Source organism: Deltaproteobacteria bacterium, from assembly GCA_020848905.1.
Classification (GTDB): domain Bacteria; phylum Myxococcota_A; class Polyangia.
In genome coordinates this window covers 97,823-123,845 of sequence record JADLHG010000005.1, presented here as the reverse complement: position 1 = coordinate 123,845, position 26,023 = coordinate 97,823, and the positions used below count along the sequence as shown (strand labels likewise).

At 71.2% G+C, this 26,023-nt stretch carries 18 protein-coding genes and 1 pseudogene; 10 read left to right on the top strand and 9 right to left on the bottom strand.

The window, feature by feature from the left end; genetic code table 11:
- Positions 1-54: 54 nt before the first annotated feature.
- From eutL to IT371_03500, 3 genes are all read left to right on the top strand, one after another.
- Entirely contained in the window at positions 55-717 is a 663-nt protein-coding gene (eutL, locus tag IT371_03510; GenBank protein MCC6746698.1) for an ethanolamine utilization microcompartment protein EutL, read from the top strand.
- Between the two features lie 13 nt (positions 718-730).
- A complete protein-coding gene (locus IT371_03505; protein ID MCC6746697.1) occupies positions 731-1,825 on the top strand; it encodes a quinone-dependent dihydroorotate dehydrogenase in 1,095 nt (364 codons plus the stop codon).
- A 193-nt stretch (positions 1,826-2,018) separates the two neighbouring features.
- Complete coding sequence (locus IT371_03500) at positions 2,019-2,834, top strand: DUF4105 domain-containing protein (GenBank protein MCC6746696.1); 816 nt, start codon at positions 2,019-2,021, stop codon at positions 2,832-2,834.
- A gap of 37 nt (positions 2,835-2,871) precedes the next feature.
- Here IT371_03500 and IT371_03495 read toward each other — a convergent pair whose 3' ends face one another.
- Positions 2,872-3,957, bottom strand: coding sequence for a hypothetical protein (locus IT371_03495; protein ID MCC6746695.1), 1,086 nt, complete (start codon positions 3,955-3,957; stop codon positions 2,872-2,874).
- A gap of 198 nt (positions 3,958-4,155) precedes the next feature.
- Here IT371_03495 and IT371_03490 point away from each other — a divergent pair, with 198 nt between their 5' ends.
- On the top strand, positions 4,156-4,890 hold the full coding sequence (locus IT371_03490; protein ID MCC6746694.1) for a hypothetical protein: 735 nt from the start codon (positions 4,156-4,158) through the stop codon (positions 4,888-4,890).
- Between the two features lie 19 nt (positions 4,891-4,909).
- Here IT371_03490 and IT371_03485 read toward each other — a convergent pair whose 3' ends face one another.
- The 7 genes from IT371_03485 to IT371_03455 all read right to left on the bottom strand — a co-directional run bounded on the left by IT371_03485 (position 4,910) and on the right by IT371_03455 (position 13,617).
- The gene (locus IT371_03485) at positions 4,910-6,508 is read right to left on the bottom strand and encodes a cysteine desulfurase (GenBank protein ID MCC6746693.1); all 1,599 of its coding nucleotides are present in this window, start codon (positions 6,506-6,508) and stop codon (positions 4,910-4,912) included.
- Positions 6,508-7,446 (bottom strand): hypothetical protein, encoded by a 939-nt coding sequence (locus IT371_03480; GenBank protein MCC6746692.1) that lies wholly within the window; start codon positions 7,444-7,446, stop codon positions 6,508-6,510. Before IT371_03480 ends, IT371_03485 begins: the two co-directional genes overlap by 1 nt.
- A gap of 69 nt (positions 7,447-7,515) precedes the next feature.
- Positions 7,516-8,949, bottom strand: coding sequence for a molybdopterin-synthase adenylyltransferase MoeB (moeB, locus tag IT371_03475; GenBank protein ID MCC6746691.1), 1,434 nt, complete (start codon positions 8,947-8,949; stop codon positions 7,516-7,518).
- 37 nt (positions 8,950-8,986) lie between these two features.
- Complete coding sequence (locus IT371_03470; protein ID MCC6746690.1) at positions 8,987-9,433, bottom strand: M67 family metallopeptidase; 447 nt, start codon at positions 9,431-9,433, stop codon at positions 8,987-8,989.
- A complete protein-coding gene (locus IT371_03465; GenBank protein MCC6746689.1) occupies positions 9,430-10,359 on the bottom strand; it encodes a cysteine synthase family protein in 930 nt (309 codons plus the stop codon). Before IT371_03465 ends, IT371_03470 begins: the two co-directional genes overlap by 4 nt.
- Positions 10,360-10,447: 88 nt before the next feature.
- The gene (locus IT371_03460; GenBank protein MCC6746688.1) at positions 10,448-11,767 is read right to left on the bottom strand and encodes a hypothetical protein; all 1,320 of its coding nucleotides are present in this window, start codon (positions 11,765-11,767) and stop codon (positions 10,448-10,450) included.
- Positions 11,764-13,617: a S9 family peptidase gene (locus tag IT371_03455; protein ID MCC6746687.1), complete on the bottom strand. Its 1,854-nt coding sequence runs from the start codon at positions 13,615-13,617 to the stop codon at positions 11,764-11,766. The genes IT371_03460 and IT371_03455 overlap by 4 nt, the downstream gene beginning before the upstream one ends.
- 52 nt (positions 13,618-13,669) lie before the next feature.
- On the opposite strand from IT371_03455, the gene IT371_03450 reads away from it, so the two are divergent.
- The 6 genes from IT371_03450 (at position 13,670) to IT371_03425 (ending at position 23,865) form a co-directional block, all read left to right on the top strand.
- Positions 13,670-14,749 carry a PD40 domain-containing protein gene (locus IT371_03450; GenBank protein MCC6746686.1) on the top strand — a complete coding sequence of 360 codons (1,080 nt, stop codon included), beginning with the start codon at positions 13,670-13,672 and terminating at the stop codon, positions 14,747-14,749.
- 318 nt (positions 14,750-15,067) lie between these two features.
- Positions 15,068-16,414, top strand: coding sequence for a TolC family protein (locus tag IT371_03445; protein ID MCC6746685.1), 1,347 nt, complete (start codon positions 15,068-15,070; stop codon positions 16,412-16,414).
- Between the two features lies 1 nt (position 16,415).
- The gene (locus IT371_03440) at positions 16,416-17,621 is read left to right on the top strand and encodes an efflux RND transporter periplasmic adaptor subunit (protein ID MCC6746684.1); all 1,206 of its coding nucleotides are present in this window, start codon (positions 16,416-16,418) and stop codon (positions 17,619-17,621) included.
- 28 nt (positions 17,622-17,649) lie between these two features.
- The gene (locus IT371_03435; GenBank protein ID MCC6746683.1) at positions 17,650-20,772 is read left to right on the top strand and encodes an efflux RND transporter permease subunit; all 3,123 of its coding nucleotides are present in this window, start codon (positions 17,650-17,652) and stop codon (positions 20,770-20,772) included.
- 16 nt (positions 20,773-20,788) lie between these two features.
- Positions 20,789-22,477, top strand: coding sequence for a sensor histidine kinase (locus tag IT371_03430; GenBank protein ID MCC6746682.1), 1,689 nt, complete (start codon positions 20,789-20,791; stop codon positions 22,475-22,477).
- On the top strand, positions 22,474-23,865 hold the full coding sequence (locus tag IT371_03425; protein MCC6746681.1) for a sigma-54-dependent Fis family transcriptional regulator: 1,392 nt from the start codon (positions 22,474-22,476) through the stop codon (positions 23,863-23,865). Before IT371_03430 ends, IT371_03425 begins: the two co-directional genes overlap by 4 nt.
- A 988-nt stretch (positions 23,866-24,853) precedes the next feature.
- Here the strand turns inward: IT371_03425 and ftsZ are convergent.
- Positions 24,854-26,008 (bottom strand): annotated as a pseudogene (ftsZ, locus tag IT371_03420) (cell division protein FtsZ).
- Positions 26,009-26,023: the final 15 nt, after the last annotated feature.

Below are 26,023 nucleotides of genomic sequence, written 5' to 3'. Positions count from 1 at the left end.
GGGCCCGGTAGGCCCCCCCGGTCTGGCGCACTTTCTAGGGAGAGGGAGACGACGATGGCGGTGCTGGACCCGGTGATCCCGCAGGTGCTCGCGACGCGCATCATCCCGCGCGTGGACGCGAGCCTCGCGCGCGCGTACGGCTTCGACGGCGACGAGCTCCCCGCCGTGGGGCTCATCACCTGCGACCTGGACGACGCGCTCTACACCGCGCTCGACGAGGCCACCAAGCAGGCGCCCGTGGAGGTGGTCTTCGCGCGCTCGTTCTACGCGGGGGCGGCGAGCGCCTCGGGCCCCACCTCGGGGGAGATCCTGGGGATGTTCGCGGCGCGCGACCCGGCCGACGTGGAGCGCGGCCTGTCGGCGTGCATCGGGTGTCTCGAGCGCGAGGCGCATTTCTACCAGGCCGACCCCGAGGGGAAGCTCACCTTCTTTCCGCACGTGATCTCCTCGCTCGGCTACTACCTGTCGAAGGAGGCCGATCTGTCCGTGGGCGAGTCGATGGCCTACCTCATCGCCACGCCGCTCGAGGCGATCTACGGGGTGGATTCGGCGCTGAAGGCCGCCGACGTCCGGCTGGTCCGGAACTTCCCGCCGCCGACGGAGACGAACTACGCGGGGGCCTACCTGACGGGGACGCTCGAGGCGTGCGAGGCGGCCGCGCAGGCCTTCGCGCAGGCGGTGGTGCAGATCGCCGCTCAACCGAAACGTTTGTTCTAGAACGACCCGTCCAATGCCCGGCATCTACCCGCTCCTCTTCCGCACGCTCATCTCGCGCCGTGACCCCGAGGCGGCCCACGGCATGGCCGTGCGCTGGCTCTCTCTCTCGTCGCACCTGCCGCCGGCGCTCGAGGCGCTTCGGCGCCTTCGCCCGCGCCCCGACCCGCGGCTACGCGTGAACGTCTTCGGCCTCGCCTTCGAGAATCCGCTCGGGGCGGCGGCGGGGCTCGACAAGGAGGGGCAGGCCGTGCCCGCTCTCTGGGCCCTCGGCTTCGGGCACGTGGAGGTGGGGACCGTCACGCCCCGCGCGCAGCCCGGCAATCCGCGGCCGCGTGTCTGGCGACTCGTCGAGCAGCGCGCGGTGGTCAACGCCCTCGGCTTTCCGAGCCAGGGGGCGGAGAAGGTGGCCGAGCGGTGCCGCGGGCTGAAGCGGCGCGGCGTGCTCGGCGTGAACCTCGGCAAGAACCGGGATACGCCGCTCGAGCGGGCGGGCGAGGACTACGCGGTGCTCGTGGAACGCTTCGCCGAGCTCGCGGACTACCTGACGATCAACGTTTCGTCGCCGAACACCCCGGGGCTGCGCAGCCTGCAGCTCGGCGACCAGCTCGGGCGGCTTCTCGAGCGGGCGCGTCACCAGGCCGAGCGCGTCGCGGCTCGGACGGGGTCGCAGCCGCGGCCGCTCCTCGTGAAGGTGTCGCCGGACCTGACCAACGCCGAGCTCGAGGCGGTGGCCGAAGTCGCGCGCGGCGCAGGGGCCGCGGGGATCGTCGCGACCAACACCACGACCTCGCGCGCGGGACTCGGGGCCGAGGCGGTGGCGCTCCCCGGCGGGCTCAGCGGGCCGCCCCTCGCGGCGCGCGCGACGGAAGCCGTGCGGCTCCTCTACCGGCGGCTCGACGGAGCGCTCCCTATCGTGGCTGCGGGGGGCGTCGGTAGCGCGGAGGAGCTCGTGCGGCGTGTGCGTGCCGGGGCCTCGCTGGTCCAGCTCTACACCTCGATGATCTACGAAGGACCGGGCCTCCCCGCGCGACTCCTGCGCGACCTCTCCGCGATCGCGGATCGCGAGGGGTGGACCTCGATCGGCGAGCTCGTCGGTCGCGACGCCTGAGGACGGGACGCGGCCCGCCTGCGCGCGGGTGGGGCGACCCGGCTGGCCGTGTCCCCGATTCTCGGAGGAGGAGGTCTCGCGAGCGCGGGGCCCTCTTCCGGGCGGTCCTCGTCCTTACGCCCGGTTGGCCCGGCACTAGCGAGTCCGCTTGCGGAGGGGCGTGGGGCACGGGGCTTGCGAGGGCGGGCTACCCATGCGGTCGACCGTGCGCACCCTTCCGCGGCCTCTACGCCTCGCGGCTCTCGCGCTCTGCCTGCTCGGCGCGGCGCGGGGGTGGGCCGAGACGGCCGGTCGGGAATCCCCCGCCGAGGCCGCGCGCTGGCACCCGTCCCAGCAACGGACCTACGTCGTGTCCGGGGGACCGGGCGGCACGCTGCGCCTCGGCAATGTCCGGTGGGGCTTTCGCCCCCTCGCCGACGGGCGGCGCGAGGCGATCTTCCGCGAGGCGGAGTTCTCCGAACGCGCGCTCGGGGACGTGTACTTCGTCCTCGAAGGGAAGGGCCCCTTCGGGCTCGCGGCGCACGCCCAGCTCTACTTCGAGTTCGCGCCTACGGCACCCGTTCGCGCCGGCCGCGAGGCGAGCCCCGGGCTCGTGCTCTCGGTGGACGCGCGGTTGCCGAAGGGGGGACGCTTCACCCTCTTCGACGGGGTCTTTCGCCGCAGCTACGGCCTGGTCTATCAGCTCACGAGCTGGCAGGACGCCGAGCAGCAGGCCGAGCGCCACCACGGACGCCTGACCCGCCATCGGCTGCGCCTCACCCCAGCGCAGAAGCACGGTCTGCTGCGGGAGGCCGTGGCCGGCGCCGTCGCCGACCGGTCGGGCGAGCGGTTCAGTACGCTGACCAACAACTGCTACTCGAACCAGCTCGCGCTCCTCAACCGCGTGCTCCCCGAGGCGCAGCAGCTCCGTCGGAGCGTCCTGGGCGGGCTGCTGCCGAGTCCGCTCGCCTGGCTGCCGCCGGCGGCGCCGGTGCTGCTGGGTCTGAAGGGATTGCTCGAGCGAGACTGACCGGGAGGCCGAAGGCGGGACCGACGGCGGGCGGGGTCTACGGCGCGACCGAGCACCAGGTCGGCCACGCCTTCGAGGTGCCCGTGAAGGGCGTCGTGCTGGGCGGGCCCTTGGCGTAGGGCTCCGGGTTCACGCCCTTCGGGTGGTCCTCGAAGAACATGAACATGAACTTGGCGATCCCATCGGGTGGCCACTTGTGCCCCTTGTCGTGCATGCACGCGAGCACGAAGAGCTTGCCGGCCCGGAAGACCTTGATCGTCTCGAGCGCCGCGTCGTGGAACGAGAACTGCCCCGTCGGGTTGTCGTTGATCCCGCCCCAGGCCACGAGCGCCGCGGGTCGGTTGGTCAGCTTGCCGATGAGGTCCATCGCGGGCCACTCGAAGTAGAGCGGCGAGCCCTTCTCGAAGCCGAAGAAGCCGCCCGACGCCTGCGCGAACGAGGCGAGCACGTTCCCGCGGTGCGTGGCGAGATAATCCACCCAGTGGCCGCCCATCGAAAAGCCGAGGGCGTGGATGCGATTCAGGTCCACCTTGTACTCGGCGTTCAGGCAGCCGATCATCTCGTCGAAGAATTTGATGTCCACGCTCTTCGAGGGGTCGGTCTTGAAGTCCCAGACGGGGTACTGGCTCGGCGTCAGAGCGTGCGGCGTGACCTTGATGAAGGGCTTGTTCTGCGCCACGGCGTCGATCCAGCCGCGAAAGCTGTACGCCGAGCTGCCGAGCCCGTGGTACGCGAAGTAGATGGGCAGCTTGCCCTGGTAGCCCGCGGGCACGTTGATCATCTCGACGAAGAAGCGCCGGCTCACGCCGCCGATGGTGAAGGCCGGGTTGTCGCCGAGCTTGAAGCCGCAGGGCTTGGTAGGCCACGGCTGACTGTCGGGGCTCGTCGGGCTGCCGTCGGAAACCGGCGCGCCGCTGTCGGAGCGCACCACGTTGCCGTCCCCCTTGGGGCGGCTTCCGTCGCTACCCGGCCTGGCGCCGTCGCTGCCGCTCGCGGCGGCTCCGTCCGCTACGCCGCCGTCCGCTTGATACGCGTTGTTGTCGCTCGTGCAACCGACGAGGGTGAGCGCGAGGAACGTCCCCAGCCCGAACCCCGTGCGTCGCGCGATCCATCCCTGACCCATGTGGCACCTCGTACCGCGAGAGGTTGAACCCCGTCCGGTCGCCCTCTTGGCCCAACCGGCTTAGGGTGGGCGGGGCATACCACAGTCCGGCGGCGCCACAAAGCCCCTCCGGGCCTGGCCGGGGGACCCGCAGGCGGCAAAGGCCGCGCCCCGACCTCCGTCGGCGCGCCCGCGGCCGGGCTTTGCTATGATCTGTCGATGCGTTACGCGATGATCGGTCGTCAGTTCGGTCCGGGCCTGCTCCTGGCCGGGCTCCTTGCAGCCTGCGAGCCTCCCCCGGCCGCCCTTCCGCCCGCCTGGTGCAAGGCCGAAGGGCCGCTCGAGCTCGACTGCGCGGGCCCCTACTGCGTGGCCGCGGTGGCTGTGGACTACAAGCGCCTCGTCCCGCGGGGCTATCGGGTCTTCACGCTGGACGGTCGGGCGATCCCCGACAAGGCCAGTGCCGAGGCCGCGGCGCTCCGCCATGTCACGGAGGTGCTCAAGGCGCCGGCTCCCGAGCTGACCGATGTGGTGCGGGCCGGGGACTTCTTCGCCTGCTTCCTCGGCTATCGCAACAGCGACGGCTGGGTGGTGGTGCTCCACGCGCCGACGGGGCACGTGCTCTTCGCCGGCAAGGAGACCTGGGCCGACGACGCCACGCGCGGACACGACCCCCCGCTCCCGGCGGGCTTTCTGGACCCCGCGCCGCTAGGGTGCGAGGCGCCGGCCGCCGAGCCGACGCAGAAGCGGCTGCTCAACACCGGCGTGCCGCTCGGCAGCGCGCCGCCCTCGACCGCGGCCGAGGCCTGGGAGCTCGTGCGCGGGCTGAACCTGACCTCGCGCTTCACGGCGGGCCAGCCGTATCAGGCGCTCGTCGTGAGCTACTCGCCGGCGATCGGCGAGTTCGACCCCGAGGCGGCCGACTGGTACGTGTGGCTGGCTCTCGAAAGGTAGGCGCGAGGCGGGCTGCGCTCTACAGCGGCGGAACGACCTGTCCCCCGCGGAGTCGGAGCAGCGCCTGGACCAGCCGGTCCACCTCGTCGCGCGTGTTGTAGAGCGCGAGCGACGGGCGGACGGTGGATTCCAGGCCGTAGCGCCGGAGAGCGGGCTGGGCGCAGTGGTGCCCCGATCGCGCGGCGATCCCCTCGCGGTCGAGCGCGGCGCCCACGTCCTGCGACCGGAAGCCGTCGAGCACGAAGGAGAGCACGCTGGTCTTCTCCTGCGCCGTCCCAACGAGGGTCAGGCCCGGGACCCGTGACAGCTCGCAGGTCGCATATTCCAGCAGCTCGTGCTCGTAGCGCGCCACGTTCTCGAGGCCGATGCGGCTCAGGTAGTCGATGGCCGCCCCGAGCCCGACCGCGTCCACGATGCTCCCGGTGCCGGCCTCGAAGCGGGCCGGCGCCGCCTCGTAGACCGTGCGCTCGAAGGTCACGTCCGCGATCATGTTCCCGCCCCCTTGCCAGGGCGGGGTGGTGTCGAGCAGCTCCGAGCGCCCGTAGAGCACGCCGATCCCGGTCGGTCCGAAGACCTTGTGCCCCGAGAAGGCGTAGAAGTCGGCCGCCAGCGCCTGCACGTCGACCCGCAGGTGCGAGACCGCCTGCGCCCCGTCGACGAGCACGCGCGCGCCGTGGCGGTGTGCCATCGCGACCATCTCGCCCACGGGGTTCACGGTCCCGAGCGCGTTGGAGACGTGGGTCAGCGAGACGAGCCGCGTCCGGGGGTTCAAGAGCTTCTCGTACTCGTCGAGCAGCACCTGGCCGCGGTCGTCGATCGGCGCGACGCGGAGCCGCGCCCCCTTCTCGGCCGCGAGCTGCTGCCAGGGCACGATGTTCGAATGGTGCTCGAGCCAGGTGATGACGATCTCGTCGCCCTCGCCGACGTGGCGTCGCCCCCAGGCCTGCGCGACCAGGTTGATCGCCTCGGTCGCGCCGCGCACGAAGACGATGTCCCGCACCGACGGCGCGTTGAGGAAGCGCTGCACCTTCGCGCGTGCCGCCTCGTAGGCGTCGGTCGAGCGGGCCGCTAGCGTGTGCGCTGCCCGATGGATGTTCGAGTACTCGTGCTCGTAGAAGCGCGACATGCGGTCGATCACGCTCTGCGGCTTCTGCGTGGTCGCGGCGTTGTCCAGCCAGACGAGCGGCTGGCCGTGGATGCGCTCGGCGAGGATCGGAAAGTCGCGCCGGATGGCCCAGACGTCGAACGGGCCGCCGGCGCGATCGAGCTGCGGAACGACCTCGGGGCGCACCTCGAGGAACTCGAGGCTCGGCGCGGCGACGAGAGGAGTGGGCGGCGAGGCGGTCGCGCTCGACGCCGCCTCGTCGAGAAAATAGAAGCCCGCGGCGGACGCCGTGGGTGCGACAGGGGCTGCGGGTGCGATGGACGCCGTCGCTGGCATCGCCGCCGGTGCGATGGGCGCCGTCGCTGGCATCGCCGCCGGTGCCATCGCCGTCGGTGCTATCGGCTGCGCGTGCGCCGGGGACGGCACCTCCGCGCCGGGAGGGGCGCGGAAGTAGCCGTTGGCCAGCTCGGAGAGCCACGCGGGATCGAAGAGCCCTGCGTTCGGCGTGTCCATTAGGGCCACTTGTAGTCGTGGTAGGCGTCGACCACCACGTTCTCGAGCACCCCGAGCGCGTCCTCCGTGAGCACGGCCGCGGAGCAGTAGAGCGAGATGAGGTAGGAGGCGATCGAGGTGTTGTCGATCCCCATGAACCGCACCGACAGCCCCGGCGCCTGCTCGCCCGCGAGCCCTGGCTGGAAGAGGCCCACCACCCCCTGTTTCGCCTCTCCGGTGCGGAGGAGCAGGATGCTCGTCTTGGCGCCGGCCTTGTCGCCGCTCACGGGGAGCTTGTCGCTCGGCACGAGCGGCACGCCCCGCCAGGTCAGAAACGGGCAGCCGAACATCATCGCCGTGGGTGGCGGGACGCCTCGGCGCGTGCACTCCCGCCCGAAGGCCGCGATGGCGCGCGGGTGCGCGAGGAAAAAGGCCGGTTCCTTCCAGACGCGAGCCAGCAGCTCGTCCAGGTCGTCGGGGGTCGGCGCGCCGCCGCGCGTCGGGAAGCGCATCGACGGGGCGGCGTTCTTCAAGAGCCCGTAGTCCGCGTTGTGCAGGAGCTCGTGCTCCTGGCGCTCCTTCAGGTTCTCGATGGTCAGGCGGAGCTGCTCTTTGATCTGGTCGTGCGGCTGGCTGTAGAGGTCGGAGACGCGCGTGTGCACGCCCAGCACCGACTTGATCGAGCTCAGCGTGTACTCGCGCGGTTTCTCGACGTAGTCCACGAATGAGGTCGGGATCTCCTGTTCGCCCTTCTGCGAGCAGACGACGGCGACGGCCGTATCGGTGGCCTTCGCGCGGTTGACCCGGTACGTCCCGGCCTCTACCGGCACCCAGGACAGCAGGCGCGGTAGCCACCGAGGCGTGATGATCGGGGTCTGGACGATGGTCTTGGTGGTGTTCGCAAGCTGGCGCGCTGCTGCGTCGCCGAGCGTTCTACGGCCCGTGGTCCCCTCAGCCATGCTCTTCCTCTCCTCCCGTAACGACTGTTGACGAGTGTCTACTCCACGCGAATTGTGCTCGGTACTCGGTCAATAGCGGGGCAGGGCCTTGTCGATCCGCTCGGCCCAGGCGTCGACTCCGCCGGCCAGGACCTGAAGCCGCCCGAAGCCCGCTTTGCGCATCAGATGATAGGCCTGCAGGCTGCGACCGGTCAGCTTGCAGTGCAGCGTATAGGTGTGCGTCGAGTCCAGCTCGTGTATGCGCGCCGGCAGCTCGCTCAGCGGCAGGAGCCGCGACCCCGGGATCTGCACGATCTGGTACTCGTGCGCCTCTCGCACGTCGAGGAGCTGGAAGGCCTCGCCGGCTTGCCGCCGCGCGTGGAACTCCTCCACCGTGAGGGTCGGGACCCCCTGCGCGTCCACCTCCGCCTCGGCGCCGCGGATCTGGCAGAACTCGTTGTAGTCGACCGGCGCGGTGACGGTGGGGGACTTGCCGCACACCGCGCAGCTCGCGTCCTTGCGGATGGGCAGCTCGCGGAAGCGCATGGCCAGCGCGTCGAACATGAGCAGCCGTCCGACGAGCGGGTCGCCCACGCCGAGGATCAGCTTCAGCACCTCGAGCGCCTGCAGCGTACCGACGATGCCGGGTAGAACGCCGAGCACTCCGCCCTCGGCGCACGAGGGGACGAGGCCCGGAGGGGGCGGCTCGGGAAAGAGGCACCGATAGCAGGGTCCGCGACGCGCGTCGAAGACGCTGACCTGGCCCTCGAAGCGGAAGATGCTGGCGTAGACGTTGGGCTTGCCGAGGAGCGCGCAGGCGTCGCTGACCAGGTAACGGGTGGGGAAGTTGTCGGTCCCGTCGGCGACGATGTCGTAGTCCTTGAAGAGGTCGAGCACGTTCCAGCTGGCGAGGTGCATCGCGTGCGGGACGATCTCGATCTCCGGATTCAGCTCGGTCAGTCGCTGGCGCGCCGCCTCGAGCTTCGGGCGTCCCACGTCGGCGGTGGAGTACAGCACCTGCCGCTGGATGTTCGTCAGGTCGACGGTGTCGAAGTCCACGAGGCCGAGGGTCCCGACCCCCGCCGCCGCGAGGTAGAGCGACAGCGGCGAGCCGAGCCCGCCGGCGCCGATGCAGAGGACGCGCGCGCTCTTGAGCCGCTTCTGCCCCTCGAGCGTCACCTCGGGCATGATCAGGTGGCGGCTGTAGCGCAGGATCTCCTCGCGCGAGAACGAGGTCGTCGAGGCGCCCCCCGCGATGGCCGGGATGATCGTGAGCACGTCTCCCGCCTTCACCGGGATCGCATCGAGCGTCGCGGCGAGGTCCCGGACGTTCGTATCTCCGAGGTAGAGGCTGACGAAGCTCCGCAGCTTGCCCGCGTCGTCGAAGAGCTGGCGCTTCAGCTCGGGGCTCCTCGCGGAGAGGGCGGCCAGGGCGCCCTCCACGGTCTGCGCTTCGACCTCGACGCTGTTGGCCCCCCCGACGAAGCGTCGCAGGGGAGTGGGGATCAGAATCGAGACGGCCATCGATGAGACTCCGTTCGGGTTGACAGTGCCTGGTCGGCTAGGACGCGTCGTGAAGCGTTACGTCCCGAAACGCCCCGCCGGGTTGTTCGTCCAGCGTGAAGGCGTTGAGCTCGGTCGACCGACCCTGCTGGACCGAGCAGATGAGATAAAGATAGCCGAACCAGGCGTGGGCGCGATCGTATTCTGACGGCCGCGCGGGGTGGTCGGGGTGGCTGTGGTAGTAGCCGACCACGTCCTGCCCGGTGGCGCGGGCGTGCCTTTCCGCCTGGAGCTGGAAGTCGGGGGGCACGAGGTAGCGCCGCCGTTGATCGTCGCCGTGGGTGTTGGGCGCCTCGAGGACCTCGGTGATTTGCCACGCGGAGAGCGTTCCGTCGCCGGCGCCGAAAAGCGCGCCGCAGGCCTCGTTCGGATACTGCGCTTCGCAGTGGCGCCGCAGGCGGCCCTCCAGCTCTGGGGCGAGCCTATCCATAGATGGTGGTTTCATGGCTTCTCGTCCCAGGCCGATTCGCCGATCGACTTCATCACGTTGTCGGGAAGGATGGTCACGACGAGCCCCTCGGAGAGCTCGGCAGCGACGCGCAGCGCGGCGACGACCGCGGCGCCACCGCTCGTGCCGGTGGGGAGCCCCTCCTCCCGGGCCAGCCGACGCGCCATCTCCTGGGCCTCCTCGGTCGAGACCTCTATCTGGCGGTGCACGAGGCTCGCGTCGAAGATGGGCGGCACCTCGGTCGAGGCGTAGTGTTTCGTTCCCTCGATCCCGTGGTAGGCCGCGTCGGGTTGCACGCAGATGCGCTGGATGGCGGGGTCGAGCTCCTGGAGCCGGCGGCTGACGCCGGTGAAGGTGCCGCTCGTCCCCATGATGGCCACGAAGTGGGTGAGCTTGCCGCGCGTCTGTTCCCAGAGCTCGAGCGAGGTGCTCTCGTAGTGGGCCCGCCAGTTCATCGGGTTGCTGTATTGATCGAGGTAGACGAAGCGCTCGGGCGCATCGGCGGCCATCTGCCGGGCCACCGCGCGCGCGCCGTCGGCCCCCTCGAGCGGGTCGGTGAGGATCAGCTCGGCCCCGAGCAGCTTGAGCAGGCGCTTGCGGCCGGCGCTCGCGTTGGCGGGCAAGCAGAGCGTCACGTGGTGGCCACGGGAAGCGCCGATCTGCGCGAGCGCGATCCCCGTGTTGCCGCTCGTGGAGTCGAGGATGGCCCGTGTGCCGTCGAGCAGCCCGCGCGTCTCCACGTCCCGGATCATCCAGTACGCCGCCCGGTCCTTCACCGACCCGGCGGGGTTCGTCCACTCGCACTTCACGTGTACCGCGGCGCGCACCTCTGGCCCGGGGACGCGCCGCAGGCGCACGAGGGGCGTGCCGCCTGGCGCAGCGCCAGGTCGTGCGACGGCGAGCTGTGGCGATTCCGTGGCCAGCCGCGTCTGCTCCGTGCGAAAGGGACCAGAGTATAGGTAATCGGGAGGGTCTCGCACCAGTCCCGATGTCGCCCCCCCCGTTCTGCGGTCAGGGGGCCGGGGAGGGGGGCGGCGCGACCGGGCAGATCGGGACGGGTCGCGGGCGGTCCAGGGAGTCCCCCAGACCGAGCTGTCCGAGTTCGTTGGCGCCCCAGCAATAGACCAGGTCGGCCACCGTGGCGCAGGTGTGGTCCGAGCCGGCGGCTACCGCCAGCCAGGCGCGCGAGTTGTTCGCCAGCGTCGGGGCAGGGCGGTCGACCAGGTCACCCGTGCCGAGCGCTCCGCGGGTGTTCCGACCCCAGCAGTAGAGCCCGCCGTCGTCGCGCAGCGCGCAGGTGTGGAAGCTGCCCGCCGAGACGGCGAGCCACCGGGTGCCCGGCGAAACCTGCTGGGGCGCGCTCACGGTGGTGCCGACGCCGAGACCCGTCTGGCCGCTGCTGTCGGAACCCCAGCAATAGAGGGCCCGCGAGGTCGTGAGCGCGCAGCTATGGTAGGCCCCGGCCGAGACGGTGGCCCAATCGCGCGCGTCACCGACCCGGCGCGGAGCGGGCTCCGTGGCGCTGCCCTCCCGGCCCAGCTGCCCCGCGTTGTTCAAGCCCCAGCAGGAGAGCGAGCCGTCCGACGCGACGGCACAGGTGTGGTGGGCCCCCGCGGCGACAGAGGCATAGGTCGTCGTCCCGACGGGGGTGGGGGCCGAGACGTTCTTGAGGTGGCCGAGTCCGAGCTGCCCCTCGGTGTTGCCCCCCCAGCAGGAGAGCGCCCCGCCGGTCCGGAGGCCGCAGGTGTGCGCGTTCGAGGCGGTGACGACGAGCCACGGCCCGCCGTTCACGCGGACAGGCAGCCTGCGGTCTTGTGTGTCCCCGAGGCCGAGGCGACCGTCGTCGTTGGCGCCCCAGCACCAGAGGCTTCCGTCGGACTGAATGCCGCACGTGTGCCACCAGCCGAGGGAGGTGCGCGACCAGGTGGCCGTGCCGACAGGGCTGGGGACTGCGCGCGACGTGGCATCCCCGAGGCCCAGCTGGCCGTTGTCGTTGTTGCCCCAGCAATAGAGCCGCCGGTCGATCGCGACGGAGCAGGCGTGGGCGTAGTTCGCCGCTACGGCGAGGCCCAGCGTGGGTCCGCGGCAGGGGCTGGCGTCGTGGCGCCGCGCATCCGGCGGACGCAGCTCGGGGCCGCGCGTCTCCTGCGAGCGCAGGTCCGCGCTCGCGTCGAGAAGGAGGTTGCCGTCCGCCCCCGAAGGGCGACGCGAGGCGTACGAGAAGAGGCGGTCACACCCCCCGAGCGCGGAGGCCAACCCGAGGAGCGCGAGGAGGGTCGCGGGTCGCGTGGCAGTGCCGCGCGGTCGTCCGCGTGCCGCGCGCCCCTTCATCTCCCTTCTGCCAGGCCCAGGACGCGCTGGAAGAAGGCGAGCTCGGCCTCGAGCACGTGGCGCAGGGTCTCGCGCCGACGGAAGCCGTGTTGCTCTCCCGCGTAGAGGTGGTATTCGACCGTCACCCCGGCGCGCTGCAACGCGTCCACCATGGTGTCCGCCTGCTCGGGCGGGACGGCCTTGTCCTCCATGCCCTGGAAGAAGATCACGGGGCGGCGGATGCGTTCGGGGTAGCTGCGCGGCGAGCGGGAGCGCAGGAGCTCGCCCCGATCGCCAGGCCCGTCGACGAGAAAGCGGTCGTAGCGCGACTCGAACTTGTGCGTGTCGCGCGCGAGGCCCTCGAGATCGGTGACGCCGTAGAGGCAAGAGCCGGCGGCGAAGACGTCGTGGTTCGCCAGGGCCTGAAGGACGGTGTAGCCGCCCGCGCTCCCGCCGCGGATCACCATGCGGCGCCCGTCCACGCGCCCCGTGTCCGCCAGGTGCCGCGCGCCGGCCACGCAGTCTCCGACGTCGAGGATCCCCCACTCCCCCCGGAGGCGCTCCCGGTAGGCCCGACCGTACCCCGTCGAGCCGCGGTAGTTCACGTCGAGGACGGCGAAGCCGCGACTCGTCCAGTACTGCACGCCGAGGTTCAACGTGGGGGAGGTGCAGGCCGTCGGTCCGCCGTGCGCCATCACGAGCAGCGGCGGGCGCTCGCCCGGAGGGGCCACGAACTCGCGATGCCTCGGGGCGAAGAAGAAGCCGTGCGCGGTCTCGCCGTCGAGGGTGGGGAAGGAGACCGCCTCGGGGGACGAGATGTCCGCCTCTCCCAGGGCGTCGGGCACGGTGTCGCGCGCGATCTCGATGGCGCCTCCGCGCAGGTCCAGGTGCAGAAGGCGCGTGCCGCTGCCCGCCCAGCCGACGAGCAGCGCGGCGTGGGGGCCGTGGCACGCGAGCTGGCCGACGTGCAGGAGGTCTTCGACGAGCGGCTCGAAGCGCGGCGGGTCGAGCAGGATGCGTCCCACGCGCGAGAGGCCGCGTTCGAAGCAGGCGGCCACGAGCTCGCGCGGGCCCGAGAAGGCGAAGAGCTCGGTCCCGAGCTGCCAGAGCGGAGCGCCAAACTCCGCGTCCGTGCGGAGCAGCAGCCGGGGGCCCTCCGCCGCTGCGACGTGGAGCGTCCAGTACCCGTCCACCTCGAGGCTGAAATAGAGGTCGCCCGCCGGAGACCAGACGGGCTGGAAGGCGGAGCCGCGCGTGTCTCCCGCGACGCGCTTCACGGCGCGACAGGCGCCGTCCCCGTCGAGCTCCGCGAGGTGGAGCTCCGCGGCATCCCAGGGCATGTGGGGGTGGTCCCACGCCAGGAAGGCCAGGCGTCCCCCGTCGGGGGAGAGCGCCGGCGCGGCGTAGAAGTCGCGGCCTCGGGCGAGCGGCGTCACGGCTCCGTCCGCCAGGGAGATGGCCACGAGGAGGTTCTCGGCCTCGGGCGGCTCCGGCTGGTCCTCGGGCGCGTGGCGCTCGGCGACCGCGATGAGCCGGCCGCGTTCGCGGTCCAGGATCGGCTCGGCGAAGCGATAGCCGGTGGCATCGGTCAGGCGCGTGGGTTCCTCGCCGGGCCGCTTCCGCCAGAGCTGCTGGTCCCGGTCCTGCACGAAGTAGAAGGTCGCGCCGTCGACGAGGTAGGGGCGGCCGCCGTATTCGTGTACGCGGCTGCGCGCGCTGTGAGGTGGCGGCAGCGCGTCCTCCGTGCGCCCGCCGGGGTCGCGGCGCACGACGACTCCGCGACCGCCTTCGGACGGACGGCTCTCGAGCCACCAGAGCGACCCGTCGTCGGTGGCCGTGGGAAAGCCGAGGCGCGTCGAGACGCCGGCCACGAGATCTGCAGCGAGGGGAGAAGTCCAGGTACCATATGGAGCGATGGCGGTCATGGGGCCAGTCTATCGGCGGGCGCGCGCCGGCGCATCGGTGAATCGCGGGGCGGGCTTCGTGACCGCGGGCTGCGCGCTCCTGCTGTTGGCGGCGGGGTGTCACCGGATTGCGCGGTACGCACCGGCGGGAGCTGGCGCGGGGGACGCGGGGCGAGGAGGCGATGGGCCCGTCTCCGACGCGACGCCGGTGGCTGACGGAGGCGTGGCCGGAGAGAGGGGGCGCCTCGGGGACGGTCGCCCCGACGCGCCACGGGATGCGGCCGGCCCGGACTGGGGCGCAGCGCAACTGCCGCTCGCCTTCGCCAGCGCGCAGCCGATCCCCGGGGTGAACGTCGCCGTGGGGGATTACGATCCACACCTGAGCAGCGACGGGCTCCGACTCTACTTCGCGAGCTACCGCCCCACCGGGACGGCCGAGCTGAACCTCTGGGTCGCGAGCCGCGCGTCGGCCACCGCCACGGTGTGGCAGGTCGAGGCGCTGAAGGAGCTGAACACGGACGAGGCGGACGCGGCTCCCACCTTGACGGAGGACGAGCTCACGATCGTCTTCGACCGGCCGGATGCCCGCGGCGATCGGCGCCTGTACCTGGCCAACAGGTCGCAACGCGGGCTGCCCTTCGGAGCTCCGAGGCCTGTGGGAGAGCTCACCGTCAAGGACGACGGTTTCGAGCCGGGGATCTCCGGCGACGGTCTGACGCTCGTGTTCGCGACGCGACGCGCCTGGGCAGGGGGTGGTGGGATGGACCTCTGGACGAGCCGCCGGGTGAACCGAACGTCCCCCTTCGACGCGCCCGCCCCGCTGGAAGGGGTGAACACCGCCGCGGACGAGCGCAACCCGGCCCTCTTCGGGGCGGACGGCCTCGTCTTCTCCTCGAACCGCGCCGGCGGAGCGGGGGGACTGGACCTGTACGTGTCCTACCGGGTGCCCAATAGCCCGGCTCTTGGCGCGCCCGTGCGGCTCGCGGCCTTGGCCACCGCGAGCGACGATCAAGATCCGATGGTCTGCGCCCCGCAGCGGCTGCTTCTCTTCAGCCGCGCATCCTCGGCGGGGTCCGATCTCTTCTGGGCGCGGTACTGACCGCTCAGCGCCGCGGGTGGTCGAAGGCCCCCGCCGCCAGGAACCCTAGATAGAACGAACCGGTCCGGGTCGCAGCCATGCGGCCGACCGGAGCGGCGCAAGAAGCTTTCATGGCGCTGCAAGATCTCTTCAGCGCTTCCGCGCCTTGGGGGTGGCGACCGGCCTGACGCCCGACGCACGGGCCGATAGACGGCAAAGATCATTGGGGGCCACGTCGCCCCCCACATGTGGCACGCCCGGTGCTTACACGCCACGCGGAAACGCCTTAGCCCTGGCTGGCGACGGCGCGCCACTTTCGCTGATCGGACGCTGTGCCCGATGGTCCTTGAACCCTCCTCACGCCTCGCCGCCGCCCTGCTCGCCGTGGGGGTCCTGTCGCTCGCCCCGGCGGTTCGCGGCGAGACGGCGCACGTGGCACCCGTCCGACAGCTTCTCGCCGATCCGGGGGCCCTGGCGCGCTGGCTCGCCGGTCGCAGCCCCGACGTCGCCGCGGCGCGCGCGCGCTCCGAGCAGGTAGCCGCGGAGCTCGCCGCCAGCCGGCTCCTCCCGAATCCGCAGCTCTCGTTCAGCCTGGGGACGGTCACCGCGGGGACCACGAATCCCCCGGGCCTCGGCTTCGGCGACACCGCGAACTACACCGTCGGGCTTTCGCAGCCGCTCGACCTCAGCAAGCGCGGCCCGCGGATCGACGCGGCGATGGCCCGCCACGCCTCCTCGATGGAGGAAGGCGTCGATGGGCTGGTGCAGCGCGTGGCCGAGGCTCGGCAGGTGCTGGGGCGACTCGTGCACCTCGCGGCCCGCGAACGCCTGCTGGGGGAGAGTCTGGCCTCTGCCCGTCAGGTGGTCTCGATCGAGCGCACCCGGCTCGACCAGGGCTACATCTCGGGCAACGACTTCGATCGGCTGAACCTGGACACCATGGGGATCGAGGCCGACCTGGCTCGGGCCCAGGCCGAGACCGAGGCGGTCCGGGGAAGCTGTCGTGCCACCCTGGCGGCGGTTAGCTGTCCCGTCACCGGCACCCAGGCCGAGGACCTCGACCTCGCCGCGTCCGTCCCCGCTTCCGCTTCTGCGGAAGGGGGGAGCGCCTTCCTCGACCGAAGGCCAGATCTTCGCGCCGTGGCGCAGGCCCGCGAGGCCGCGCGCTGGGACGCGCTCCTCGCCCGACGACGCGCCGTCCCCGACCCCACGCTGACGGTAGGTTTCACGCGGGACCAGCTCACCGTGGCGGGCAATCAGGCGAACAGCTTCTTTTTCGGCCTCGCCCTGACGCTCCCCGTCTTCGATCGCGGCCAGCACGACGCCGCACGCGCCCACGGGCGTCAGCGCGAGCTGGAGGCGGCTGCGGACGCGCTTCGTCACCGCGCCGTGGCAGACCTGGAGGGGCTCACGCGCAGGAGCGCGCTCCTCGAGCGCACCCTGGACAGGCTGCTTCGCCAGGCGGTGCCGCGTTCGGCGGGCGTGCTGGCCACCACGCTCACGGCGTTTCGTCGGGGCCAGGTGAGCCTGACCGACCTCCTGCTCGCGCGCCGCGCGCACCTCGCGTTGCGGCTGAACACGATGGATCTGCGCTTCGACCTGTTCACTGCGCGCAGCGAGCTCCGCCGGGTGCTGGGGCTCGACGCGTCGCTGGCCCGGCAGGCGCTCGCCAGAAAGGGGCCGTGACATGACCTCGGAAGAGACCCTCCCGTCCGCGGACGGCCAGCTCTACGCAGGCTTCCCCCGCCGGGTGCGCATCGCCGCCCTCGTCGCGGCGCTGCTCCTGTCGGGGCTCGCCGTCTGGGCCGCTGCCCGGCTCTTCACGCGCAAGGCCCCGCCTCCCGTCGCGGTGGCCCCTGGGGTCACCCTGCAGGGAGACGCGCTCGCGCTTGCGGCGGACGCACCGCAGTGGAAGCTGATCAAGCTCTGTCTCGCGCGCACCGCGGGCGCGAGGCAGACCGATCCGCTGCCCGCCCGCGTGCGTATCGACGAGACGCGGGCGGCCCGCGTGGGCTCGCCGCTGGCAGGGCGGATGACGCGCGTCCTCGTGGAGCTCGGGCAGCGCGTGAAGAAGGGGGCCCCGCTCTTCGCCGTCTCGAGCCCCGAGCTCGCGGGGCTCAAGGCCGACCGCGCGCGGGCGGAGATGGACCTGAGTCTCGCGAAGTCCAACCTGGACCGCGTGCGAGCCATGGTGACCGCCCGAGCCGTGCCGGCGAAGGACGAGGTGATGGCCACGCAGAAGGTGCGGCAGGCCGAGCTCTCCGTGTCGTTGGCGCGGGCGAAGCTGGCCTCCTTGCGCGTCGCCCCGAGCGGGGAGAACGAGTTCGTCGCCATGGCCACGCGCGACGGCGTGGTGGTCGAGAAGAACGTCCTACCCGGCCAGGAGGTGGGTCCCGACACCGCCAAGCCACTGATCATGATCGCCGACCTCGACGCGGTCTGGGTCGTGGCGGACCTCCCGGAGGCGGACGCGATGGAGATCGAGACCGGCAGCGAGGCCTGGCTCACCTCACCGTCGCTGCCGCTGGCGCGACTGCGCGCCACGGTCGAGATGGTCTCGTCGGTGGTGGATCCGGAGCGCCACACCGTGCCGATCCGTGCGCGACTCGAGAACCGCCGCCATCAGCTCCGGCCCAACATGTACGCGCAGGTCACGTTCACTCTCAAGGCGCAGGCAGGGATCGTGGAGCTCCCCGCCTCGGCCATCGTCTCGGACGGGGCGAGCCAGTACGTGTACGTCCAGCCCTCCCGAGGGCGGTTCGAGAAGCGCAAGGTCGTGGCGGGCTCGGCCCGCGCCGGCCTGGTTCCCGTGCTGAGCGGGCTCAAGGCGGGCGAGACCGTGGTGGAAGAAGGGGCCGTCCTGCTCGACAACCAGCTCGCGCTGATGCGCTAGCGCGGCCCGTACGCGCGAGCCCGAGACGATGCTCGACCGCCTTCTCCACTTCGCTCTGAAGAACCGCCTCGCGGCGTTCGTGGTGGCCGTCACGCTCCTCGGCGCGGGCTACTACTGCTACGTGAACCTCACGGTCGAGGCCTTCCCCGACCCCACCGACACGCAGGTTCAGGTGATCACCATCTTCTCCGGGCAGCCCGCCGAGGAGGTGGAGCGCCGCATCTCGCTTCCGCTCGAGAGGGCGCTCAACGGCACGCCTGGCCTCTTCAGACTGAGGAGCATCTCGCTCTTCGGCCTGTCGTTCGTGACGCTGACCTTCAACGACGGTGTGGAGGCCTTGCCGGCGCGCCAGCAGGTGCTCGAGCGCATGCGGCAGGCCGAGCTTCCCGAGGGAGTGCAGCCAGCGCTCGGTCCGATGGCGACGCCCATCGGGGAGGTGTACCGCTACACCCTCACGGGCGGCGGCGCGGACCCCATGACCTTGCGCACCTTGCAGGACTGGGTCGTCCGGCCGCAGCTCCTGCGGGTGCAGGGCGTGGCGGAGGTGGTGTCGTACGGCGGTCTGCTCAAGGAGATCCACGTCCAGCCCGAACCGGCGCGCATGGCGGCCCTCAGCGTGGGCCTCTCCTCCCTCTTCGAGGCGCTCAAGAAAGCGAGCGCCAACGCCACCGGCGGCTACGTCGAGCGTGGTGCCGAGATGTTCGTGATCCGCAGCCTCGGCATCTTCAAGTCGGAGAAGGACATCGAACAGGTCCGCGTCGGGTTTCACGCCGGCGTGCCGGTGCGGCTGAAGGACGTGGCGCAGGTCGCGGTGGGCTATGCGCCGCGGCAGGGGATCGTGACCCGCGAGCACGACGAGGACGCCGTGGAGGGGATCGTGCTCATGCGGCGCGGCGAGAACCCCACCGTGGTGCTCGAGGCGCTGCGGTCGCGCATCGACGACCTCAACGGGCGCATCCTGCCGAAGGGGGTGCGCGTCGACGCGTTCTACGACCGCACGAAGCTCGTCAGCACGACCCTGAAGACGGTGTTCAAGAACCTGGCCGAGGGGGCGGCGCTGGTCACCCTCGTGCTCTTCGCCTTCCTGCTGTCGGTGCGAGGTTCGTTGATCGTGGCCGCCGTCATCCCGCTCTCGCTGGCCGCGTCGTTCGTCTACCTCTACGCGCGCGGGATGAGCGCGAACCTGCTCTCGATGGGGGCGGTCGACTTCGGCATCATCGTCGACGGCGCGGTAATCCTTGTGGAGCACCTCTTCCACCGGTTCGAGCAGGAGGAGCAGGGCGCCGCTCCCGTGGATCGGCCGTTCGTGGATCGCATCTACGACGCCGCGCGAGAGGTGGCTCGCCCGACGCTCTTTTCGCTGCTCATCATCATCGCGGCCTACATCCCAATCTTCTCGCTGCAGCGGGTCGAAGGGCGCATCTTCGCGCCGATGGCCAATACCGTGGTGTCGGCGCTCGTCGGGGCGCTCCTCGTGAGCTTCACCCTGGTCCCCGTGCTCGCCTACTACGCCCTGCGCAAGCCGGGGAAGCATCGCGAATCCCCGCTGCTCAGGTGGTCGCGACGGGCCTTCACCCCGACTCTGCGCTTCGCCATGCAGAACCCCTGGACCGTGATGACCCTCGCCACCGGGGCGATGATCGCGACGCTGGTCTTGACCCCGAAGCTCGGCTCGGAGTTCTTGCCCGAGCTCAACGAAGGCGCGCTCTACGTCACCTTCTCGATGCCAAGCAACCTGTCGCTGACGGAAGGGCGGCGGCTCGTGCCACGCATCAAGCAGCGCCTCGCGCTCACCCCCGAGGTGACGGCGACGCTGAGCCAGCTCGGTCGCCCCGAGGACGGCACGGACCCGACGCTGCCGAACAACCTCGAGGTCTTCGTGCAGCTCAAGCCGCCGGAGGAGTGGCGCGAGGGCATTCATGGACTGAACGAGCTGATCGCCGAGATGGATCGCAACCTGAAGGTGCTCCCGGGTCTCGAGTACAACTTCTCCCAACCGATCCGGGACAACGTGGCGGAAAACATCGCTGGCCAGTTCGGGCAAATCGCGCTGAAGATCTACGGCGACGACCTCGAGGCGTTGCAGCAGGCGGCGGAGAAGGCGAAGGCCGTGATTCAGGAGGTGCCGGGTGCGGCCGACGTGGGCATCGTCAAGGCCGGCGAATCCCCGCAGCTGGCGGTGAGGCTCGACCGCGACGCCCTGGCGCGCTACGACTTGGACCTGGCGGAGGTGCAGGACTACCTCGAGACGGCCATGGGCGGACACGTCGCCAGCGAGCTGTGGGAAGGGGAGCGCCGCTTCGACGTGACGGTGCGGCTACCGAAGGCCACGCGCGAGGACGTGGGGAGCATTCGACGGATCATGCTGCCGCTCAAGGATGGTGCGCTCATTCCCCTGACCGCCGTGGCGAGGGTCGATATGGGGCTCGGGCGCGCGGCGATCACGCGCGAGAACGGTCGCCGCTACGTCGGCGTGCGTATGAACGTGCGCAACCGGGACCTCGGTTCGTTCGTGGCCGAAGCGCGAGACAAGGTCGCCTCGACGACGAAGCTCCCGCCGGGCTACGAGCTCACGTGGGGGGGAGAGTTCGAGAACCAGCAGCGGGCGATGAAGCGGTTGCAGCTGGTGATTCCGCTGGCCCTGGCGATCACCTTCCTGCTGCTCTTCTCGGCCTTTGGATCTGTGTTCGATTCGACGTTGATCCTGCTCAATGTCCCCTTCGCGCTCGTCGGGGGGATTCTCGGGCTGGCCGTGGCGGGTCTGACGCTCTCGGTCTCCGCCGCGGTCGGCTTCATCGCCCTCCTCGGGCAGGCCGTGCTCAACGGCGTCCTCGTCGTGGCGGCCATCCGGAGCCGGCTCGACCGGGGAGAGGGTCTCTATCAGGCGGTAACGGGCGGCGTGCAAGATCGTCTGCGGGCCGTCCTCGTCACCGCGCTGCTCGCGTCGCTCGGCCTCCTACCGGCGGCGCTGTCGCACGCTATCGGCAGCGAGACGCAGCGACCGATCGCCGTGGTCGTCGTGGGGGGCACGATCTCGGCGGCGGCGCTGACCCTTGTCGTGCTGCCGGTGACCTATTATTGGGCGTGTTGGCTCAGGGCCCGCTGGCGCGGCGGAGCGCCGGTCAGGCAAGGAGCGGCGGAGCAGGCGTAAACGGCGAGGGCACTTCATGGGTGCGGCAGCACGTGGGGGAGCGGAGGCGGAATCGCACTTTCTCGGCCGGGGGCCGCGGAGCCTTTCCGGCGCGCACGCCCGGTTCGCGCGGGCGGCGCTCCTGATCTATGGCGCCGCCGCCGTCGTGGCGGGAGCGCTCCTCGTCGTGGCGTTGACTACCGATCGGAGCCACGACGAGCAGCAGGCGCGCGAGACGCTGCTCCTGGAGACGGAGGTGCGCGCCCAGGGCGTCGCGGAACACCTCAAGCTCCTGTCGCAGGAGCTCCGACGCCTAAGTCAGCGGGCGGAGGTGAACTTGACCGACGGGAACCTGGAGCCAGAGCGGACGTTGCTACAGCAAGCGCATCGGCGAAGTCCGTTCTTCACCGCCGGGGTGGCAGTGCTCGCGGCGTCGGGAGACCTCCTCTGGGCGGATCCTCCGGAGATCGTCGGACTCGAGCGGTCGTTCGCAGGAAGAAGCTGGTTTCGCCAGCTGCACATTCGCCGGCGGGTGAGTCTGGTTCCGGTGGTGCCCGATCGGGATGACGCGATCTTATTCATGGTGTGTCCGGTGGAGCGTGAGGGGCGCTTCGATGGAGCGCTTCTCGGCGCGATCGACCTCACGCGCATCGGCGGCGTGACGGTCGCGGGAAGCGGCAGCAGTCGAGCTGCGACCATTCTCGCTACCCGCGAGGGCTCGGTGGTGCATCCCGCGCGTCCGCCCTCGTTCGCGCGTGAGGGCGCGTGGAAGGAGCTCTTCGGCTCGCGGCCGCGGGCGCAGGCCGAGGTGCGCGAGGTGCGGCTGGACGGACGGTCCACGGTGGTAGCGGTTGCGCCCATGTCGCGTGGACTGGTGCTCCTGTCTCTCGCGGAGCGCGGGCAGATCTACGGACCCGCGAGGCAGCGCATGTACGGCCGCCTGGCGGGGGGACTCGTGCTGGCTCTCGCGCCGCTCGCGCTCCTGGTCCTCTTCCTGCGGCGGTCGCTGCGCGTCTTTCGGCAGACCGAGGAGCTCGCGGTGCGCGAGGATCGTCTGCGCCTCCTCGGCGAGGCGACGAACGTGATCGCGCACGAGGTCAAGAATGCGCTCAACGGTCTGCGGCTCGGTCTGGATGTGCTCCTCGGGGCCAGGCCGGGAGCGCCGGCGCCGAACCAGGAGCGGGTGGCAGCGGCGCTGCGCAAGCAGATTGAGCGCCTCACGGAGTTCACCTCCGAGCTGCTGATCTTCTCCAAGGGGATCGCCCCGCGACCGGTGGCGCTCGACCTGAGCGACTTCGTGCGCAAGGTGACGAGTCTGGCGGAGGAGCAGGCGCGCGAGCTGGGGGTCGAGCTGGCGGTGGAGGTTCCCTCCGATGACCTTCGCGCGACAGCCGACCCGACGTTGCTGCATCTGGTGGTCACGAACCTGGTGGGGAATGCTCTGGACGCGGTCTCGGGCGGCGGGCACGACCACCCGCGCGTGGTGGTGCGCCTGGAGTGCCGGCAGGGCCTCGTGGAGCTGCGGGTGACGGACAACGGACCGGGAGTGCCGGCGCCGGTGCGCGAAAGGCTCTTCGAGCCCTTCGTCACGGGCAAGCCGAACGGGGTGGGAATCGGCCTCGCGCTCTCGCGCAAGATCGCGAGGGCGCACGGCGGCGATCTGGTGCTCGAGGGAGGAAGCGCGGGCGCGACGTTTCTTCTGACGGTGCCGAAGGAGTCACCATGAGCGCGAGCGTTCTGGTCGTGGACGACGAACCGGTCTTTCGCGTGATGGCGGAAGAGGCGCTCTCTGCGGACGGCTTCGACGTGCGCACCGCCTCTACTCTGGCGAGGGCCCGCAGCGAGGTCGATCGTACAGCCCCCGACGTCGTGATCCTGGATCGGCGTCTTCCGGACGGGGACGGGATCGATTTTCTGCCGGTGCTTCGCGCCTCGGGCTCGTCCGCACCCCTGGTGATCGTCGTGACGGCCTACGGCGACGTCGAGAACGCTGTGGACGCGCTGCGGGCGGGGGCCTGGGACTACCTGACCAAGCCGGTGCAGCTCACGGATCTGGTGGTGAAGCTGCGCAAGGCGATCGAGGCCCGGGGATTGCGCGACCGTCTGGCCCTGGCCAAGAGCAGCGCGGCCCAGCCCTCGCGCGTGGAGCCTCGCAGCGCGGCCATGCGCGAGGTCGTGTCGCGCATCTCGAGCGTGGCCCAGAGCCCGACCACGCCAGTCTTTCTGACGGGCCCCTCGGGGGCGGGGAAGCAATACGCCGCGGAGTTGCTGCACGCGCTCACCTACCAGGCCACGGACGCGGACGCCCCCTTCGTCGAGCTGAACTGCGCCGCGATTCCGGAGGAGCTCCTCGAGAGCGAGCTCTTCGGTCACGAGAAGGGCGCCTTCACCGACGCCAAGACCGCGCGCCGGGGGCTGGTCGAGCTCGCCGACGGCGGGACCCTCTTTCTCGACGAGGTCACCGAGTTGCCGCTGCGTTCGCAGGCCAAGCTGCTGAAGTTTCTCGACACGATGACCTTCCGGCGACTGGGCAGCGAACGCGAGCGAAGCGTACGACTACGCGTGGTCGCGGCGACGAATCGTAACCTGCACGACGCGGGGCGGGCCGAGCGGCTACGGGAGGATCTCTTCCACCGGCTCGCGGTCTTCGTGGTCGCGATCCCGTCGCTTGCGGAGCGCGGCGAGGACATCGCGGAGCTGACGGATTCTTTCGTGGAGTTCTTCGCCGGGCGCCTGCGCAAGAACGTGCGGGGGCTCACCACGGGGGCTCGCGCGGCCCTGGCGCACTACGGGTACCCCGGGCAGGTTCGCGAGCTGCGCAACATCATCGAGCGGGCCATGATCCTCGCCCGAGGACCCCTGATCACCGAGGACGATCTGGTCTTGCCGGGTAGCGCGGCGGCGTCTCCCGCGCGGCCGGGCTTCTTCGTGGTCGAGCTCGGGGAGGGGGGCGCACCGCCGGAGCTGGAGCAGGTCGAGCGTGAGTACGTGGGCCGAGTGCTCGGACACCTCGGGGGCCGGCGGATGGCCGCGGCGCAGGCGCTCGGCGTCTCGTACCCCACTTTCTTGAAGCGGCTGCGGGAGCTGGGGCTAGAGCGAGAGGATAAGGGGTAGCGGGAGAAAAAGACGGGCGGCGCTCCAGCAGACGCCGACAGCGGTCGCCGAAGGCGGAAGCGACGCGAGACGCACCCCCGAGGAGGGGGAGGACGCGCCCGCCGCAGCTACTCTCCTCCGTGCGGCCGACTTCGCCGTCGGGTGAGGCCGCCGCTGGAGCGCCGCCCGAAGCACGTCGCTAGTCCGACACGAGCGGGTGACGCCCACGCCGCAGGAAGGCGGGGGTGTCGATCTCGCTCTCCTCGGGCACCTGCAGGCTCGGATGGAGGCGCGGCACGGAGGCGTGCTGGCCGCTCATCCGACGCGGGCGCGCCGAGAGGGTCGGGTCACCGGGGTCGCTCACGGCCGTCGGGGCCTCGGAATACGGAAAGCTCGTCTGCGGCGCGGGTGCGGGGAGCTGCGCCAGGCGCTGCTGGTGCTGACGCGCGATCTCGGTGGCGGAGGGAGCGGCCGGCGCCGGCGACGCGGTCGCCTCCCCCAGGTTCGGAGCCACGGGGGCGGCCGGCGCGAAGGGCGTCGGATGCACGAAGGCCGTCCCGGGGGTTCCAGCGGCGGTGTAGGGGGAGCTGCCGTAGCCTGCACCGTCGTAGCCCGCACCGTCGGATTGACCCGCGTACCCCGCCTCGGCCTCGAAGGCCGCGGCGATGCTCTGCGCGGGGGCGTACTGCGGCTCCTCGACGAGCAGCGCCTCCGGCTCGTCGGTGTAGTAGACGGCGGCCTCCGGGGCGGCGAGCGGCGCCGAAGGGGCGTAGGGGTTCGGGGCCTGCGCCGTCATCGCCGGCGGCGCGACGGGCGCGGGAGCGTAGTAGGGCGCCTGCACCGGCCGAGCCTGGAGCGGAGCGGGTGCGTAGGTCTCCTGCGAAGCGCTGGCCGCCAGCGGGAGCGGGGCGGGCGCCGTCGGGAAGACCCCGTACGGGGAGGTCTGTGGCAGGGGCGCCGCGGCCTGCGGGGTCGGAGGCGGCATCATGTTCGTGGCAGGGTATTGCCGCGCGGGGGGCTCGGCCGCGCCGAAAGCCGCCGCCCGTCCCCCTCCACCCGGGTTGGAAGCCAGGGCGTACGCGGGCTCGGCGGGGCCCCGACGGGTCTCCTGCATGGCGCTGTGATGCGAGGTGCTGGTGCTGCCGGTCTGGGTCCGCGGACGGGCCGCGTGCGTCGATCGCGGGCTCTCCTGCACACGGAGTCGGCCGTCGAAACCGGTGGCGATGACGGTGATCCGGACCTGGTCCTCCATGTTCGCGTCCACGACGGAGCCGAAGATGATGTTGGCGTCCTCGTGCGCCGCCTCCTGGATCAGCATCGCGGCCTCGTTGATCTCGGCCAGGGTGAGGTCCGGTCCGCCGGTGATGTTGATCAGGATGCCGGTGGCGCCGTCGATGCTCACGTCCTCGAGGAGTGGGCTGTTGATGGCTTGCTTGGCGGCCTCGAGCGCCTTGCGGTCGCCGAGGGCGTAGCCGGAGCCCATCAGGGCGTGGCCCTTCTCGCTCATCACGGTGCGCACGTCGGCGAAGTCCACGTTGATGAAGCCGTGGATCACGACCAGGTCGGAGATCCCCTGCACCGCGTTGAGCAGGACGTCGTCAACCTTGCGGAAGGCGTCGAGCATGCTCGTGGCCTGCCCCGCGACGGTGAGCAGCCGCTCGTTCGGAATGGCGATCAGCGTGTCCACCGCCTGCTCGAGCGCGTCCATCCCGACGTCGGCCTGCCGCATGCGGCGCTTCCCCTCGAAGCGGAAGGGCTTGGTCACCACGCCCACGGTGAGCGCTCCCAGGTCCTTCGCCACCTGGGCGATCACCGGCGCGGCGCCCGTCCCGGTCCCGCCCCCCATCCCGGCGGTGACGAAGACCATGTCGGCCCCCTGCAGCGCCTCCTGGATGCGGGCGGTGTCCTCGAGCGCCGAGTTGCGCCCCACGTCGGGGTTGGCCCCGGCGCCGAGTCCGCGGGTGAGAGCGGCTCCGAGCTGGACCTTGGTCGGCGCCAGGTTGCTCTCGAGCGCCTGCAGGTCGGTGTTGGCGGCAATGAAGTCCACACCCTCGAGGCCGCCCGCGATCATGGTGTTGATGGCGTTTCCTCCGCCACCTCCCACGCCGATGACCTTGATGCGTGCCTGGTTCGGGGTGTCGTCCGCGAGTTCGATCAATGGCATGTTCCGGTCCCTCCT

What these genes read in the sequence shown, in the direction of transcription:
- IT371_03505 (MCC6746697.1), top strand. Translation starts at nt 731, where the DNA reads ATGCCCGGCATCTACCCGCTCCTCTTCCGCACGCTCATCTCGCGCCGT.
- moeB (MCC6746691.1), bottom strand. Translation starts at nt 8,949, where the DNA reads ATGGCCGTCTCGATTCTGATCCCCACTCCCCTGCGACGCTTCGTCGGG.
- IT371_03490 (MCC6746694.1), top strand. Translation starts at nt 4,156, where the DNA reads ATGCGTTACGCGATGATCGGTCGTCAGTTCGGTCCGGGCCTGCTCCTG.
- IT371_03430 (MCC6746682.1), top strand. Translation starts at nt 20,789, where the DNA reads ATGGGTGCGGCAGCACGTGGGGGAGCGGAGGCGGAATCGCACTTTCTC.
- IT371_03460 (MCC6746688.1), bottom strand. Translation starts at nt 11,767, where the DNA reads ATGAAGGGGCGCGCGGCACGCGGACGACCGCGCGGCACTGCCACGCGA.
- IT371_03440 (MCC6746684.1), top strand. Translation starts at nt 16,416, where the DNA reads ATGACCTCGGAAGAGACCCTCCCGTCCGCGGACGGCCAGCTCTACGCA.
- IT371_03470 (MCC6746690.1), bottom strand. Translation starts at nt 9,433, where the DNA reads ATGAAACCACCATCTATGGATAGGCTCGCCCCAGAGCTGGAGGGCCGC.
- IT371_03445 (MCC6746685.1), top strand. Translation starts at nt 15,068, where the DNA reads ATGGTCCTTGAACCCTCCTCACGCCTCGCCGCCGCCCTGCTCGCCGTG.
- IT371_03480 (MCC6746692.1), bottom strand. Translation starts at nt 7,446, where the DNA reads ATGGCTGAGGGGACCACGGGCCGTAGAACGCTCGGCGACGCAGCAGCG.
- IT371_03450 (MCC6746686.1), top strand. Translation starts at nt 13,670, where the DNA reads ATGGGGCCAGTCTATCGGCGGGCGCGCGCCGGCGCATCGGTGAATCGC.
- IT371_03435 (MCC6746683.1), top strand. Translation starts at nt 17,650, where the DNA reads ATGCTCGACCGCCTTCTCCACTTCGCTCTGAAGAACCGCCTCGCGGCG.
- IT371_03425 (MCC6746681.1), top strand. Translation starts at nt 22,474, where the DNA reads ATGAGCGCGAGCGTTCTGGTCGTGGACGACGAACCGGTCTTTCGCGTG.
- eutL (MCC6746698.1), top strand. Translation starts at nt 55, where the DNA reads ATGGCGGTGCTGGACCCGGTGATCCCGCAGGTGCTCGCGACGCGCATC.
- IT371_03500 (MCC6746696.1), top strand. Translation starts at nt 2,019, where the DNA reads ATGCGGTCGACCGTGCGCACCCTTCCGCGGCCTCTACGCCTCGCGGCT.
- IT371_03495 (MCC6746695.1), bottom strand. Translation starts at nt 3,957, where the DNA reads ATGGGTCAGGGATGGATCGCGCGACGCACGGGGTTCGGGCTGGGGACG.
- IT371_03485 (MCC6746693.1), bottom strand. Translation starts at nt 6,508, where the DNA reads ATGGACACGCCGAACGCAGGGCTCTTCGATCCCGCGTGGCTCTCCGAG.